The sequence below is a fragment of the Mesotoga sp. UBA5825 genome (genome assembly GCF_002432955.1).
Lineage (GTDB): Bacteria > Thermotogota > Thermotogae > Petrotogales > Kosmotogaceae > Mesotoga.
Genome location: NZ_DJHG01000085.1, coordinates 1 through 15335 on the forward strand (window position 1 = coordinate 1; position 15335 = coordinate 15335).

The following is a 15335-nucleotide window of genomic DNA, read 5'->3' on the forward strand; positions in this document are numbered from 1 at the left end:
CAACTTGGAACCGATCCTTTGCTCTTTCCTACCCCTTAACCCCTACCCCGTTCCTGCTTTCTTCAACGACTTCCTTCCATCTCCTGCAGGCATGCAAGTGTCCGTCCTCTATCTCCTGCAGTTGAGGTTCTTCCTTTTCCCGGCATTCAGCCTTTGCATAAGGACATCTCGGATGGAATCTGCAGCCGGGAGGGATATTGGCGGCTGAGGGGATCTCTCCCTTTATAGGCACTACCTTGGGTTTGTTCACCTTTCCCGCGACCGGTTCACATACGGCAGCAATGAGAGCCCTTGTGTATGGATGAACGGGATTGTCTATAACATCGTCTGGATCTCCTATCTCTATTATCTTTCCAAGGTACATGACAGCTATCCTGTCTGTGAAGTATCTCGCAGTAGAGAGATCGTGTGTTATGTAGAGATAAGTCAGTCCAAGGTCTCTCTGCACTTCCTTCATCATGTGTAGTATCTCCGCCCTGGTGGAAAGGTCTATCATGGATACCGGTTCATCCGCAACGAGAAGCTCGGGATTGAGAAGAAGAGTCCTGGCAGTAGCAGCCCTCTGTCTCTGACCACCGGATAACATGTGGGGATACCTCACAAGGAACTCATCTGGGGGGTTGAGCTTGACTTCCCTCAAAGCCTTCTCTATCATCTTCATTCTCGCGTCTCTGTCTTCTCCGAGTTTGTGTATTATGAGAGGCTCTTCCATGACATCCCTTATCTTGAACCTCGGGTTCATGGAAGCGTATGGATCCTGAAAGATCATCTGTACGTTCCTTCTGTATCTCTTCAGTTCATCTTTCTCTATATGAGTGACATCCTTTCCGTTTAGAAGCATGTTGCCGCCTGTAGGCTCGAGGAGTTTCATAATTAGTTTTCCCGTCGTCGTCTTTCCACAACCGGACTCTCCAACGAGACCGAATATCTCGCCCCTGTTTATTGAGAAGGATATACCGTCAACGGCCTTAACATAATTGTGTTCACCCTTGAAGAACTGGGATATGCTTCTCCTTATGGGGAACCACTTCTGAAGGTCTTTCACTTCAATGATCTTATCTGTCATCTCTTCTCACACCTCCAGCAGGCCACCATGTGTTCCTCTTCAATCTCAATAAGGGGTGGTTCTTCTTCCTTGCACTTATCCATAGCGAGGGTACATCTCGGATGAAATCTGCAGCCCGATGGAGGTTCCAGTAAGTCTGGAGGAGCACCGGGGATGAACGATAATTCACTTACCTTCGCGTGCAGTCTGGGAGTTGCAGCGAGCAAGTTTCTTGTATAGGGATGACAGGGCCCCTGTTCTCCGTATATCTGCTGGTTTGTTCCTATCTCCACTATCTTTCCGGCATACATAACGGCTATTCTGTCGGACACTTCCGCCTCGGTTGCAAGGTCGTGAGTTATGAAGATGAATGAAAGGTCTAGCTTCTCCTTAAGGTCTTTGAGGAGGTTTATTATTTGAGCCTGCACGATAACATCCAGGGCTGTGGTGGGTTCGTCACAGATTATCACCTTCGGTTCTAGAAAGAGAGCGGTAGCGATGGCGATTCTCTGTTTCATGCCACCTGAGAGTTCATGTGGATATCTCTTAACTATATCGCTGGAGAGACCGACCAGGTTGAGATACTTCTCTATCCTCTTTCTCGCCTCGTCTCTCTCCATCTCTCTGTGTTCCTGCAGAGTCTCCATCATCTGTTTTCCGATGGTGTAGACGGGAGTGAGGGTATTCATAGCGCCCTGAAAGACCATGGAGATCTTCTCCCAGCGGATGTTCCTTCTCATTTCATTCTCACGCAGGGGAGTAATGTCTATACCGTCGACCACTATCTTCCCGCCTGCGATCTTACCCGGGGGAGTGGGCATCTTAAGCAGGGCGAAGCCGGTGGTAGTCTTTCCGCAACCGGACTCGCCTACTAGACCGAGAGTCTCACCCTTCTTGAGAAAGAAAGAGATATCGTCTGCGGCCTTCACGACACCTTTGCTCGTGTAGTAGTAAAGCTTGAGGTTATCTACTGTCAATATGTTATCCATAGTCATTACCTCGTCTTCAGTTTCGGGTTAAGTATCTTGTCCATTGCAAACCCTACAAATGCGAATGTCATACCCATGAAGGCTATCGCCAGTCCTGGTGGTATTACCCACCACCACATCCCACTCAGCATAGCTCCGCCGCTGTTGGCTGCCTGGAGTATCTGTCCCCACGTAACAATAGTTGCATCTCCAAGACCCAAAAGGCTTATCGTAGCCTCTACAACGATAGCACCTGGGACATTGAGCGCCATAGAGGCGAAGGCGTAAGGGATAAGCAGAGGCACCATATGCTTGAAGATTATTCTCGTATTAGATGCCCCGAGAGCTCTTGAGGCCTCTATGTAGGTCTCTTCCTTTATCTGGAGTCCCATGCTTCTGACTGTCTTCACCGGTCCTACCCAGTAGAAGATGCACATTATTCCTATCATTACCCATATATTCGGCTTGAAGACTGCGCTCATGACGATGAGAACGGGAAGCATAGGAACGCTTATGAATATCTCGAATATCCTTTGCATGAGAGAGTCCTTCCAGCCTCCGACGTATGCACTTATGACACCATATACGACACCTATGGATACTGAGATGAGGGCAGTGAGCAGTCCGATAAGCATAGCCCATTTCACGCCTGCGATTACTCCGCTCCATATGTCTCTCTTGGAGTTGTCCGTTCCCAGAATGCCGTGCACTCTGCCTGCAATATTTACAAAGGCTCCTTCGATATTTTCGTCGGCCTTCTGCAGCAAAAGGGTTACCTTCAACTTGTATGTTCCCACCAATGGCGAAGGGCTTCTGAATATGCCCGGTTGAGCCTTAGAGAACAGAACATCAGTAGTCTTTATGGTCTGAAGCTGGACTCCTTCTGAGGGGGAATACTTCTTTCCAAAATTCATGGCCGAAGTCTGAGACGATCTGTCTATCGAAACTCTTAGACTCTGAGTAGGGGACACTTCAAGCTGTTTTCTATATAGATCGATCGTCAAACCGTCCGGTCTCTCGATCGCAATAACTACAGTTGGTTTGCCGACTCCCGAGGCATGAAATACGATATCTGAAGGAGCAACTGAAGCAGAATAATCGTATTCGAAGACGTATTCTTGTATTCTCATCGCTCCCGCCATAGTCTCAGAAAACGAGTATTCCTCAATACTCTCGGAAACAGCTCTCTTTTTTGAAGCGAATATATTGATCCATGAAGGCGGAGCGCTAGCCGGTAGGTCCTGCCAATAAGTTATGTCCCTCCACTTCAGATTTGCTTCGGGATAGGGGACGATAACCGGTTCGAAGATCAAGATAAACATGAATATAACAAGAAAGATTACCCCGATTATGCCTGACTTGACCTTTCTGAACTCGCTCCAAAAACCGCCTAATGATCTTCTGAAGTCGCTAATAGTCACTGTTTACCACCTACCTTGATCCTTGGATCAAGCAAGCCATATATAAGATCAAGAATCACAAGACCACAAATATATAGTCCGGTCGTAATAGCCAGGTTTCCCATGAGGACCGGAACATCATTCTGCTGCAAAGCAATCCAGTACAGATTGCCCATTCCAGGCCAGGAGAAAATGCCCTCGAACACTATATTGCCTCCTACAGATGCCAGAAGAGCGAGAAGTGACATCGTTACAATTGGTGGAGCAGATGTTCTCATTGTATGCCCGTACAGAACTCTCCTCTCAGGAATACCTCTTGCTCTTGCTGCCATGATGTAATCATCCTGAAGGACTCCGAGGACTATGTTTCGAGTAAGGAAAGCCCTTCCCCAGAACCCGATGACAACAAGTGTCAGTACCGGAAGAGCTAGATGATAGAGAAGGTCGAAGAAATACGAAATTCCCTCTGGAGGAGGAGTAGAATGTAGACCACCTGAAGGAAAGATCTTCACTCCGTAAGCAAAGAACATTATCATTATCATTCCCAACCACCATGATGGCATGCCAAATACCACCATAGTTCCCACCGAAGTGCTTTTGTCTAGAAACCCGCCTGCTTTCTGTGCCTTTTTCAGTCCTAGAAGCAGGCCCAGGACAATGTCTACCATCATAGCTACCGAAAAGAGAAGAAGTGTCTTTGGGATCGCCTCCGAAACAACACTCCATACGCTCCTGCTGCCATCTGAAGCTCTAATGATTGTAGAATTCCCAAAATTGAATGTCAGCGTGTCCCATGTTCGCCACACTACTCTCTCAGCGACAGGTCTGTTCAGCCGGTATAGAGAGTACAGGTCGTTTCTTCTGTTTGCGACGTAATTTGCAAGCTGGCTCTCGTTGAGACTTGTCATCCTCATAGTTTCGCCTCTGATCTGCTCCTCTATCTGCGCTCTCAGAGTTTGCTCCATTACTGTATTGAATAGAGCAGAAAAGATGAAGATTAGGATTGAATACATCAGAAATCCGTATAAAACTCTCTTGATTGCGTATTTCCAGTACATAAATCACCTCGATTGGCAGACAATTCCTTCTGACTTCCACTGACAAAAGTATTACCGGGACCTCCACCATTTCCAAATAAGCATCAGGAACGATCTCGTATTTCAGTTGCCTATGAACTGAATCACTCCGGGTGAATGTCTTGTGTTTTTGTGAGTGGTGTTAAGGTCTTCTCGGAGCAACTCGAAACAACATGATTAGAAGGAAAATCTCGTCTACAGATTATTTTCCTTTCAAAAGACACATAGTATTGCAAAGCACAGGAAAAGTTAGGATAGTCTTAATGATTCAAAGCAATTATATACTATTGGTTACGTGTTTCGATCTTGTCGCGATATAATCCAGAAAGAAAATCGGGAGGTATCATATGCGGTTGTCTTCATTTAATAAGGAAGCTATGAAGTACTTCAAATGGTTCAATGAACCAAGCAACTGGGAGCTGGATGGTGAGAAACTTGTGATTGATGCGGATTCACAAACGGATTTCTGGCAGAGGACGAGTTATGGGTTTAGAAACGATAACGGGCACTTCTTACATCTTTCTTTGATGGGAGATTTCTCGCTGATAGTTGGAGTGAAGTTTCTGCCGGTCAATCAATATGATCAAGCTGGTGTGATGGTAAGAATCTCTCCTTCTTGTTGGCTCAAGAGCTCGGTTGAATTTGAAGGCTCAGACCCATCAAAACTCGGTGCGGTCGTTACGAACTCGGGTTACTCGGATTGGTCAACTCAGAATGTGCCAGCCGATACGAAGGAGCTTAGGGTTCGTGTTGACAGAAAGGGGCCTGACTATTCGGTTTGCTTCTGGCAAGACGGCTGGATTCAGCTACGTCTGGCGAGACTATTGGAGGATGATGGCAAGATCCCGGTCATGGTTGGACCATATTGCTGTAGCCCGAGAGGTAGCGGATACAGAGTAGTTTTCGATGAAATCGACTTGCGTTCTGAATGAACATCGAAATCTCCTCTTTTAGCGCTGCTAGTTTTGCATCTTGCGGGTTTTAGTTTGAGCCGACATCGTGGTCTTCATCACCAGGCTTAAGCAGGTGTTCCGTCTTTTCGGCGATTTGTGCCCTGATTGTAAATGTTTCTGCAGACGAGGCTTCCGGATTTTTCCCTCCGTAGGCAAACTCAATCAGGACTTCCCCCGGGCCGGTGGGCTTCAAATGAAATATCGTATATCGGACGTCCATATACTCTTCTGCATAGGGACCGCTGATTACCTCAAATCCGGGACAAGAAGAGATCTGCCAATCGGAATTCTCATCGCTGCTTTTTTTTAGCTTAACAAACACGCTTTGCTGTATACCAATCTCAATTGTTCTGCCATTGTCCGAATCCTGAATAATAATACACTCTCTAACGGGCTCTGCGACTACTATAGTGGCCTCGAATGTTCTTTCTGGAGGTAGATCCTCCCAGGAACTCCCGTAGTCAAAGCGAACAGACGCCGTACCGTAGTTCATTCCTTCAAAATAGTATACTTGCTCGATTACTTTCGCTGCATACAATGGATTTTCAGATACCCTGGTTTCGCTTTCTTCCGGCTGTCTAAGGATTCCGGGATTTGTTGATGCTATTCGCCATTTCAGGTCAGAATCAACTGGTGATTCTAGTACGACCTCGATCGGTTCGTTCAGTCCAACAATGAAGGTTTTTCCAGAATCCGGAGTTGTAATGGTTAGGGGCTCAACAGAATACTCTTCAACATCTAGCGACATTGAACAAGTTCTCATTGGAGTCTCGTCCCAAATGGAGCCGAATGAAAACGTGATTCGGGTTGATCCGGACCCAACCACTCTGAAGCTAAACACATCGTAGCCGTTGCCTTGTTCTATTGGTTCTTCGTAGAAGGGATCTGAAATGAGCCTCACTATGTCTTCATCGAAGCTACTAATCTTCCACGAATAGCCAGCTCCAGGACTTGAAGGAAGCATGACTGTAAAATCCTCACTTATGTGCATGTTCACGTTTCTCTCCAGGTCTTCCTGACCGAATACTCTGTCTCCAGGATTTCCTTGAAGAATCTCACGGCTTGTTTTCGGGAGTATTCCTATGCTCGAGTTCTCTTCAACCCGTTTGAAGAAGCCGTCGACGATCAACTCAAAAGCAGCCTTTTCTTCAATCATTGGAAAGTGACCGCTGTTCATGAATGTCACAAATTCGCTGTTCGGAGCTCCAGACTGGTAGGCTGAGGTATGCGCGATCCCCGGAAAGCTCTTGATCCCAACGCAGACCAAAATAGGCACTCGAAGGTCGGGTAAACCTGAAGACAAGTCCAGTCCACGAAGTCTGCCTTCAATCGAGGCTGGATCCTCACCCCAGAAGAGGCTGTAGGTCGCCCTGTTAATCAGATCGTCCGTAATACCTTTGGCTCTGTCTTCAGTAGAAATACCGCCAAGCAAAAAGTTGTATTTGTCGAACCCATTCGTTGGCTCCGTTTCTCTTAGTTCGGATATTGCCAGATCAATCGCGGGATAGTTAAGTCTTGGACTGACCACTACAAGACTGAGGAGTCCGGGAGGATTTGTCAGAGCTAACCCTACGGCTACTGCACTTCCAAAGCCATGACCAACTAAATGGAAAGAGTTTAGGTCTAGGGAGTATATTAGTGCGGCTAGTTCAGATATATAGTACTGGAAGTCGATGTCTATAGAGGACGAATTCTCCGATTTCCCGCTTCCAAGGTGATCGTACCTTAGGATTCTTCTTTCCTGGAAGATACCTGTCATGTAAGAGCTGTCAAGACCGGGCCCATCACTTATTACTACTACTAGTTCCCCTTCGGTCCCCTCTATCTCGTAATAAATAAGGTTCCCATTGAAGACTATCTGTCCAGAAAACGATGAACAGACTGCTGACAGAACCAATAGAAAGACTGCAAGAATACTTCGCAAATCATTCACACTCCAGAAGATACACTAAGAGTCTTAACTCAACTATTATCCTATCGATCCGTGTCCAGTTCAAGTTGAACGCGAAAACCGAAAAGTCAAAACGCTAGTACGAATCCTCAGTCAGAGTTACGAAAAGGAATCTCTAGTGCATATGAAGCCAAACACACATCGGTGAATTTCCTCTGTTATTCCACGCATAATAGGGAATAAGAGAGAATTTTACATTTTCGCTCTTGCTTTTCACAGAACCGAGCGAGTTGTAAAGCTTCTTGTCCCAGTTGTTAATATCATAAGCGATTCCCTTTCCACTTAATGTGACTGGATTTCCCGTGAGCGTATCGTTTCGTGAGAGTTCTAAGTTTTTTCTCGAAGGGATAGACAACGTACGCACATCAAAAGAAGGATTGTCTACGCCTTCAGCACAGTAAACCAGCGGGCCGATTTGGACAGCAACTTTATCGGTATTCTCTCTTAGAAGTGGATTAGAGGTCATCAACCTGATTCTCATCGGAAATGTGAGCGAAATCTCTGTCTTGCCCTTCCAGTTGCCTTCAAGTCTCACAAAACCTCTTTCAGGTCTTATTTTCTGTTTCACGCCGTCTACTTGAAGATCAAACTCCCCTTCGGTCCATTCAGGAATTCTTAGGAGAATCGAGATGTCTGTATCTAGATCGGTGGAGATAATAAGATCGATTTCTTCGGAATGAGGATAGGCTGTCTTCTGGATGATCGTCACCTCACCGTCCCTAAAGGGAATTGCAGACTTGCTCTCCTCGTAGAAATTGACTCTTATTTCGTTCAAAGTAGTACCGTAAATGTAGCCCCCGAAGGATGTGAGCAATCTTGCGATATTGGGGGGGCAACACGCGCATTCAAACCATTCCTCTCGGCTGTGCTTTCCGGCATCCTCCAGAGGATTCACGTAGAAATATCGTTTACCGTCGAGAGAGATTCCAGAAAGGACACCGTTGTAGAAAGTCCGCTCCATTACATCGAGATACTTTGCGTCGCCGGAAATCATATACATACGCCAATTCCAGAATACATTTCCAATTGCGGCACACGTTTCCGCGTATGCTCTTCTGCTTGGCAGTTCGTACGCCTCGCCAAACGATTCTCCTTCATATCTTGAGCCAACTCCGCCCGTGATATATATCTTTCGCGCGATCAGATCGACCCAGAGTCTTTCGAGAACTGCGAGGAGCGTTTCATCGCCTGTCTCTAGAAATACGTCGGCCGCTCCAGCGAGTAAGTAAAGCATTCTGACTGCGTGTCCAGTAAGTTCTTTGAGATCTCTAAAGGGAGCATGGTCAATATGATACTCGTCACCACCTACATAGCCCTTTCCGCGATTATCTATGAGTCTTTCCACGAACTCCAGATAAGCACGGTCGGCGGTTTCGCGATGAAGCTCAACCAATGCCATTTCTAGATTGGGATGCCCGGTAGTAACTTCACTGTCGTCGTCATGAAAAGTCTCCAGAATTTCGTCGGCCACTCGCTTGCCGATTACGAAAAGCTTCTCATCACCTGAAGCTCTCTTATATGCTATCCCTGCTTGAATAAGATGACCCGCGCAGTAGAGTTCATGCATGTTCTTAAGGTCTTTCCAGCGTTCCGAAGTCCGATCACCTATGAAGTAAGTGTCTATGTATCCGTTGCCGTTCTGAGCCTGAGCTTCCTCAATAAGTGATATCAGTGACTCGATTCTCTCCCTGATTTCGGGATCTTCATTATACGGTAGCGAATAAGAAGCCGCCTCTATCCATTTGTATACATCGGAATCGTTGAAAAACCACCCGGTAAAGACTCCTTCCGATTTCCGTCCAGCCTTTCTGAAGTTTTCTATTCTTCCCGTCGATTCCAGATACTCATATTGAAGAGAGAGACTCGTCGACTTCATAAGTTCCTGATATCTGCTTACGAATCCCTCAAGTTTGACTCTTTCAAGCGCTATAGGTCTAACTTGCGCTCTTGGTGACCGCGAAGTGTCGTTGACAAAAGTCACGCTTTTCACCTCCAAAGAAGATGCTCTCTCCTCAAGAGTAGCAGAAAAGGTGAGAACTTTTGTATCCTGAGATAAGGAGGGGAAGACCATGTTTGAGAAGATAGATTATTGGGTTTCGGCAGCTAGTTACTCTGACAGAAATGGGACCTGGCTAATTGAGGCGGCACTTATCCATCCAAATGTGGGGGAGACCCACGAATATGGTGAGGAGTGGACACGCGAAGAGATCATTGATAAGTGCGACGTATTCGTGTTTTGTCTGATTTGTAAAGATGAAAAAGGGAATTGGAAGATGGGTTCTCAGTTGAGAAAAGTTGAGACCGAAAAAGGAGTATTCATCAGGACTGATGAGATGAAGAAGACAGGGGATTATCTTGGAGATATCCCGTTCTATGACAGTCTCAAGTAGTTGCAAGACTCGAAGTAAATGTTGGTTTAAGTTTAATCAAAGCCCACTTGGCTTTTCGCCCAAAGAAGAAACCGAGACTTCGGGAGCTGGAATTTGTTTGTTGGAAGCCATAATGCATCATAATTAAATCTACTCAAGAGAGAGCTTCTTTTAAGGACTGTCGCTGTGATATTATTAAAATTACTATCAGTTCAAATGAACTAGAATTCTTTGTATTATTTTGCGGATAAAAAATGGTTTGGGGGTTTCAGATGAGAGCTAAGATTCTCTTAACGCTTACCATTATACTTATATTTTCCCTAGCAACTGCCTTTGGAGTTGGTTTTATCAAATACCTGGTCAGGCCAGGCGATCGCCTCTTCAATATAATCAGGGATTATAACCTGAGAATAAGCACTGTCCTCGATTTGAACTGCATTAGCGATCCCCGTCAGCTGGAACCGGGTGAGTTCATTTACCTTCCTACTGGAGATGGCTTCTTCTATGAGGTTCAGTACGGTGATTCCATCGATTACATTGCTCGGCTGTTTTTTGCGCTTGCAGAGCATATAATGGTCGCAAACAATCTTAGCTGCAATTCCTATATATATCCCGGCCAAAGTCTGTTCATTCCGCTTGATTCGATAAACGTGTGCGGCAATGCAAATCCCGGTACACAGTTCACCTGGCCGGTCTATGGGAAGATTTCTTCGGAGTTCGGCTGGCGCAAAGATCCATTCACCGGCGCCTCAACCTTTCATTCCGGTATGGACATAGCAGTCCAGAAGGACGCTCCCGTCTTTGCTGCGAAGGATGGAACGGTTATAGAAGCCCAGGAAAACGGAGGATACGGACTAAATATAATAATCCAACACTATGACGGCACCAAGACAAGGTATGCTCATCTTAACAGAATAAGCGTCTATGTAGGGCAGAGAGTTCTCAGGGGGGAGCTAATCGGCAGAGTTGGAGAGACAGGACGAGCAACCGGGCCTCATCTCCACTTTGAGATCGTAGACTCTAACGATCAGTGTAGAGATCCAAGAAGCTATCTAACAGGAGCGAATTACATGTATGTGAGAAGAGAAATCGAAACTCTTGGTATCGGAGGTAGGTAAAATCCCTAGTACAATATTTGTTGAATCTGACTCATTTGATCCCTGGCTGAACCTCGCAGTCGAAGAGTATCTTCTATATTCATTTGCCAAAGAAAACATCGTTCTTTACCTATGGCAAAACGAGAACACGGTAGTGATTGGTCGAAACCAGAACGCTTGGCAGGAATGCAGGCTGGACAACCTTCACAGAGATGGAGGTAAGTTAGCAAGAAGACTATCCGGAGGCGGTGCGGTTTTTCATGATCTTGGAAACCTCAACTTTACCTTCCTCTTGCCAAAAAGAGAGTACGATCTTCACAGGCAACTATCGGTAATTGTGGACGGGGTAAAATCGGTAGGTATAGATGCTCATTTCAGTGGTCGAAATGACATTCTCGCGGAGGGAAGGAAGTTCTCTGGAAATGCTTTCTACCATGGACAGTATGCCTCTTATCACCATGGAACTATCCTCGTTGATGTAGATACGAGAAGACTTTCTGAATATCTGAATGTCTCCAGAGCAAAGATAGAATCGAAGGGAGTTAAGTCTGTCGTTTCTAGAGTAGTGAATCTAAGAGAGCTGAAACCTGATCTTACCATAGAAAGAATGAAAGAGGCAATGTATATGGGGTTCGCTGAAGAATACGGCAGAATATACGAAGTCTTGGATTTTGACGAACTAAGGAAGTCACCAGATGTGAAGTCGCTTTACGGAAAGTATTCTTCTAAGGAATGGCTATTGGGAAAGAGTCCGGAATTCAATTTCAAAATTGGCAATAGGTTTTCCTGGGGAGGTATCGAGCTGCTTTTTACATCGAAGAAGGGAATTATATCCGACGTGATAGTTTATTCAGACTCGATGGATGTGGATTTCATTGAACAACTGAAACGAGAGCTAATCAGAGTTGAGTTTTCCAGAGTTGCCATAGTGAAAGCGATTGAAATGCTTCCAGACTGTTCAGAAAGAAACGATATCATTGCGTGGCTTCAGACAACCGATCTGAACTAGTTCATCTTCAGCAGTTGCACTCGCTTTGTGTAATCCCTGAAGTTTAACGGTGAAATGCCGAAGGGCGATAATCTTCTTGGAAGCAACACGAAATGATCTATAAAACCTTTGGTCAAATGAGACCTTCTTCAGGAGACCAACTCTTATCTTCAGACGGCAACCGCACCTTGTGTCTTTCCTAAATGACTGTTACCATCACATTACAGAGATTATCTTTGATTTGTCAAATCGAAAAGATACATCTGTGTAAGCAGCGAAAAGATGTTCTATAATGTTAATGAGCAGCCAGATTTCTTGCTTGCTATTCTATGTGTTTGCTGCAGAATATAATTTTATGNNTAGATATGAGATCAATTTCAAGATTACAGGAGGTTTAGGATGGCACGAGTAATGAAAACCATGGACGGTAATACCGCTGCCGCCCATGTTGCTTATGCTTTTACGGAAGTTGCGGCTATTTACCCCATTACGCCTTCGTCATCTATGGCGGAGCTTGCAGATGCTTGGGCAGCAAATGGAATGAAGAATATCTTTGGGCAGCCGGTTGACGTTATAGAAATGCAGTCTGAAGCCGGAGCGGCCGGTGCGGTTCACGGTTCGCTTGTTGCTGGAGCTCTGACGACTACTTTTACGGCGTCACAGGGATTGTTGCTAATGGTCCCGAACATGTATAAGATTGCCGGAGAACTCTTGCCCGGTGTATTCCACGTCAGTGCTAGAGCAGTTGCCGGTCACGCGCTTTCGATTTTCGGTGATCATTCTGATGTAATGGCTACGAGACAGACAGGATTTGCTTTGCTGGCTTCAGGAAGTGTTCAGGAAGTCATGGACATTGGCTCTGTGGCACATCTTTCTGCAATCAAGTCGAGAGTTCCTTTCCTTCATTTCTTTGATGGGTTTAGAACTTCGAGCGAAGTTCAGAAGATTGAGGTTATGGATTATGAGGACCTTAAGGGACTTCTCGATTATGGAGCGCTAAAGGAGTTCAAAGACAGGGCTCTAAATCCAGATCACCCCAAGACGATGGGAACGGCCCAGAATCCCGATATCTACTTCCAGGCGAAGGAATCATCAAATAGATTCTATGACGCTGTTCCTGATATTGTGGCCGATTACATGGAAGAGATTTCGAAGATCACAGGCAGAGATTACAAGCCTTTTGTCTACTATGGTGACCCCAATGCAGAAAACGTTATTATCGCTATGGGTTCTGTCACCGATACGATAGAGGAGACCATTGATTACCTGATGAAGAAGGGTGAAAAGGTAGGAGTCATCAAGGTTCATCTCTACAGACCCTTCTCCGCGAAACACTTCTATGATGTTTTCCCGAAATCAGTCAAGAGAATAGCCGTTCTCGACAGAACGAAAGAGCCGGGTTCTCTTGGAGAGCCATTATATGAAGATGTGAAGACTCTCTTCTGTGGTGAAAAGGGCGCTCCCGAGGTTTATGGGGGAAGATACGGACTCGGTTCCAAGGACACAACCCCTTCTCAGATAAAGGCAGTTTACGACAATCTGAAGCTCTCGACACCGAAAAACCACTTCACGATAGGTATCGTAGACGATGTTACCAACACTTCTCTGGAGATCAAAGAGAGAATAAATACCGCTCCGGATAGCACTATTCGCTGCAAATTCTGGGGTTTGGGTTCCGATGGGACTGTCGGAGCTAACAAAGATGCAATAAAGATAATCGGCGATCATACCGATATGTATGCTCAGGGTTACTTTGCATACGATTCAAAGAAGTCTGGAGGCGTTACGATATCGCATCTCAGATTCGGCAAGAAGCCAATCAAGTCAACCTACCTTATTGATGAGGCAGATTATGTTGCTTGCCACAAACAGTCCTATGTGTATCAATATGAATTGCTTGAGGGACTCAAAAAGGGCGGCATTTTCGTTCTTAACACTAGCTGGGATTTCGAGGAGCTTGACAAGCATCTTCCTGCCGGTATGAAGAAATACCTTGCCGAAAACGAGATCAAATTCTACACCATCGATGCCACTAAGATTGCAATGGAGATTGGACTTGGCACGAGGATAAATACGATAATGCAGTCGGCATTCTTTAAACTGGCAAATGTCGTACCTATAGAAGACGCAGTTAAGTATCTAAAGGACGCGATCGTGAAGTCTTACGGCACGAAAGGTGAGAAGGTAGTACAGATGAACTACAAGGCGGTCGATAGCGGAATAGACGCCTTGAATAAGATAGATGTTCCAGATTCCTGGAAGAGTGCGAAAGAAGAAGTTAAAGAAGAAGAATCTGGAAGACCTGAGTTCGTGAGAAACATCGCAGATGTCATGAACAGGCAACAGGGAGACAAATTGCCCGTATCTGCCTTTGTTGGTAGAGAAAACGGAGAGTTCCCAAATGGGACGTCCGCATATGAGAAGCGAGGCATTGCGGTCATGATTCCGGAATGGCAGATCGACAACTGTATTCAGTGTAATCAATGCTCCTATGTCTGCCCACATGCAGCGATCAGGCCGTTCTTGATAAACGAAGAAGAGGAAAATAGGGCTCCTGCAACCTTCGAAGCTAAGAAAGCAATGGGTGGAAAGACTTTCGAGGGGCTGAAGTACAGGATTCAAGTTTCGCCGCTAGACTGCACGGGTTGCGGTAACTGTGCAGATATCTGTCCGTCTCCAAATAAGGCTCTAGTCATGAAACCTCTTGATACGCAGACAGAGAAAGAAGTACCAAACTGGGAATTTGCTACAGCAGTTTCTGAGAAGAAGGATGTCATGAATGTTGAGACACTCAAAGGGAGCCAGTTCTCCAAGCCTCTCCTCGAGTTCTCAGGGGCTTGTGCAGGCTGTGGTGAAACACCTTATGCCAAGCTTGTTACACAGCTATTTGGAGATAGAATGCTTATAGCCAACGCGACCGGTTGTTCCTCAATCTGGGGAGCCTCGGCTCCTGCAACTCCTTACTGCAAGAATAGCGACGGCAAAGGGCCGGCGTGGGCGAATTCTCTGTTCGAAGACAATGCCGAATATGGATTTGGGATGGCGATGGCGGTCAAGCACGGCAGAAGTAAGCTTGCCGGTATAATGGAAGAGCTTCTGAAGCAGGATATTCCCGAGGACATGAAGACGCCTTTCAAGGCTTGGCTTGAAGGAATGGACGATGCAAAAGCCTCAAAGGCAGCTACTCTTGGCATTCTCAATGTGATATCAAAGGGATCAAGAAACGAGAGAGTCAACGCTCTTTTGAAGCAAATTGAGGAAAGAAAGGATCTATTAATTAAGAAATCCGTGTGGGTATTCGGTGGAGACGGCTGGGGCTACGATATCGGTTACGGCGGTCTTGATCATGTACTTGCTTCAGGGGAAGATGTCAATGTTCTTCTATTTGATACCGAAGTATACTCAAACACCGGTGGTCAATCTTCCAAGTCTACGCCTAGAGCTGCTGTAGCGAAGTTTGCAGCTTCTGGAAAGAGAACGAAGAAGAA

Annotated in this window: 11 protein-coding genes; 5 read left to right on the forward strand and 6 right to left on the reverse strand. The window is 45.8% G+C overall.

Features of this window, described 5'->3' with window-relative positions; genetic code table 11:
* Nucleotides 1–28: 28 nt before the first annotated feature.
* From B3N33_RS08685 to B3N33_RS08700, 4 genes are read right to left on the reverse strand one after another with little or no spacing between them, the layout of a single operon-like run.
* Nucleotides 29–1066: an ABC transporter ATP-binding protein gene (locus B3N33_RS08685; protein ID WP_214060652.1), complete on the reverse strand. Its 1038-nt coding sequence runs from the start codon at nt 1064–1066 to the stop codon at nt 29–31.
* A complete protein-coding gene (locus B3N33_RS08690) occupies nt 1063–2034 on the reverse strand; it encodes an ABC transporter ATP-binding protein (RefSeq protein WP_099829757.1) in 972 nt (323 codons plus the stop codon). Before B3N33_RS08690 ends, B3N33_RS08685 begins: the two co-directional genes overlap by 4 nt.
* 5 nt (nt 2035–2039) lie before the next feature.
* Nucleotides 2040–3434 carry an ABC transporter permease gene (locus tag B3N33_RS08695; RefSeq protein WP_103134611.1) on the reverse strand — a complete coding sequence of 465 codons (1395 nt, stop codon included), beginning with the start codon at nt 3432–3434 and terminating at the stop codon, nt 2040–2042.
* The gene (locus B3N33_RS08700; RefSeq protein WP_292589441.1) at nt 3431–4471 is read right to left on the reverse strand and encodes an ABC transporter permease; all 1041 of its coding nucleotides are present in this window, start codon (nt 4469–4471) and stop codon (nt 3431–3433) included. The genes B3N33_RS08695 and B3N33_RS08700 overlap by 4 nt, the downstream gene beginning before the upstream one ends.
* Before the next feature lie 365 nt (nt 4472–4836).
* On the opposite strand from B3N33_RS08700, the gene B3N33_RS08705 reads away from it, so the two are divergent.
* Entirely contained in the window at nt 4837–5421 is a 585-nt protein-coding gene (locus B3N33_RS08705; protein WP_214078463.1) for a DUF1349 domain-containing protein, read from the forward strand.
* Nucleotides 5422–5470: 49 nt separating this feature from the next.
* On the opposite strand, the gene B3N33_RS08710 is transcribed toward B3N33_RS08705, so the two are convergent.
* Both B3N33_RS08710 and B3N33_RS08715 read right to left on the reverse strand, forming a co-directional pair.
* Nucleotides 5471–7366 (reverse strand): alpha/beta fold hydrolase, encoded by a 1896-nt coding sequence (locus tag B3N33_RS08710; protein ID WP_292592999.1) that lies wholly within the window; start codon nt 7364–7366, stop codon nt 5471–5473.
* A 142-nt stretch (nt 7367–7508) separates the two neighbouring features.
* On the reverse strand, nt 7509–9374 hold the full coding sequence (locus B3N33_RS08715; protein ID WP_292593001.1) for a glycoside hydrolase family 127 protein: 1866 nt from the start codon (nt 9372–9374) through the stop codon (nt 7509–7511).
* Nucleotides 9375–9462: 88 nt separating this feature from the next.
* On the opposite strand from B3N33_RS08715, the gene B3N33_RS08720 reads away from it, so the two are divergent.
* The 4 genes from B3N33_RS08720 to nifJ form a co-directional block, all read left to right on the forward strand.
* Nucleotides 9463–9783 (forward strand): hypothetical protein, encoded by a 321-nt coding sequence (locus B3N33_RS08720; RefSeq protein ID WP_099829763.1) that lies wholly within the window; start codon nt 9463–9465, stop codon nt 9781–9783.
* Between the two features lie 251 nt (nt 9784–10034).
* Nucleotides 10035–10880, forward strand: coding sequence for a M23 family metallopeptidase (locus tag B3N33_RS08725; protein ID WP_292593020.1), 846 nt, complete (start codon nt 10035–10037; stop codon nt 10878–10880).
* The gene (locus B3N33_RS08730) at nt 10861–11868 is read left to right on the forward strand and encodes a lipoate--protein ligase (RefSeq protein ID WP_292593021.1); all 1008 of its coding nucleotides are present in this window, start codon (nt 10861–10863) and stop codon (nt 11866–11868) included. The genes B3N33_RS08725 and B3N33_RS08730 overlap by 20 nt, the downstream gene beginning before the upstream one ends.
* Nucleotides 11869–12246: 378 nt before the next feature.
* Nucleotides 12247–15335: pyruvate:ferredoxin (flavodoxin) oxidoreductase (gene nifJ / locus B3N33_RS08735; RefSeq protein WP_292593024.1), on the forward strand; the 3089-nt coding region annotated here is incomplete at its 3' end.

Bases quoted from the DNA above. Each gene is read 5' to 3' on its own strand.
- B3N33_RS08690 (WP_099829757.1), bottom strand. From the start codon at position 2,034: ATGGATAACATATTGACAGTAGATAACCTCAAGCTTTACTACTACACG.
- B3N33_RS08700 (WP_292589441.1), bottom strand. From the start codon at position 4,471: ATGTACTGGAAATACGCAATCAAGAGAGTTTTATACGGATTTCTGATG.
- B3N33_RS08685 (WP_214060652.1), bottom strand. From the start codon at position 1,066: ATGACAGATAAGATCATTGAAGTGAAAGACCTTCAGAAGTGGTTCCCC.
- B3N33_RS08705 (WP_214078463.1), top strand. From the start codon at position 4,837: ATGCGGTTGTCTTCATTTAATAAGGAAGCTATGAAGTACTTCAAATGG.
- B3N33_RS08720 (WP_099829763.1), top strand. From the start codon at position 9,463: ATGTTTGAGAAGATAGATTATTGGGTTTCGGCAGCTAGTTACTCTGAC.
- B3N33_RS08725 (WP_292593020.1), top strand. From the start codon at position 10,035: ATGAGAGCTAAGATTCTCTTAACGCTTACCATTATACTTATATTTTCC.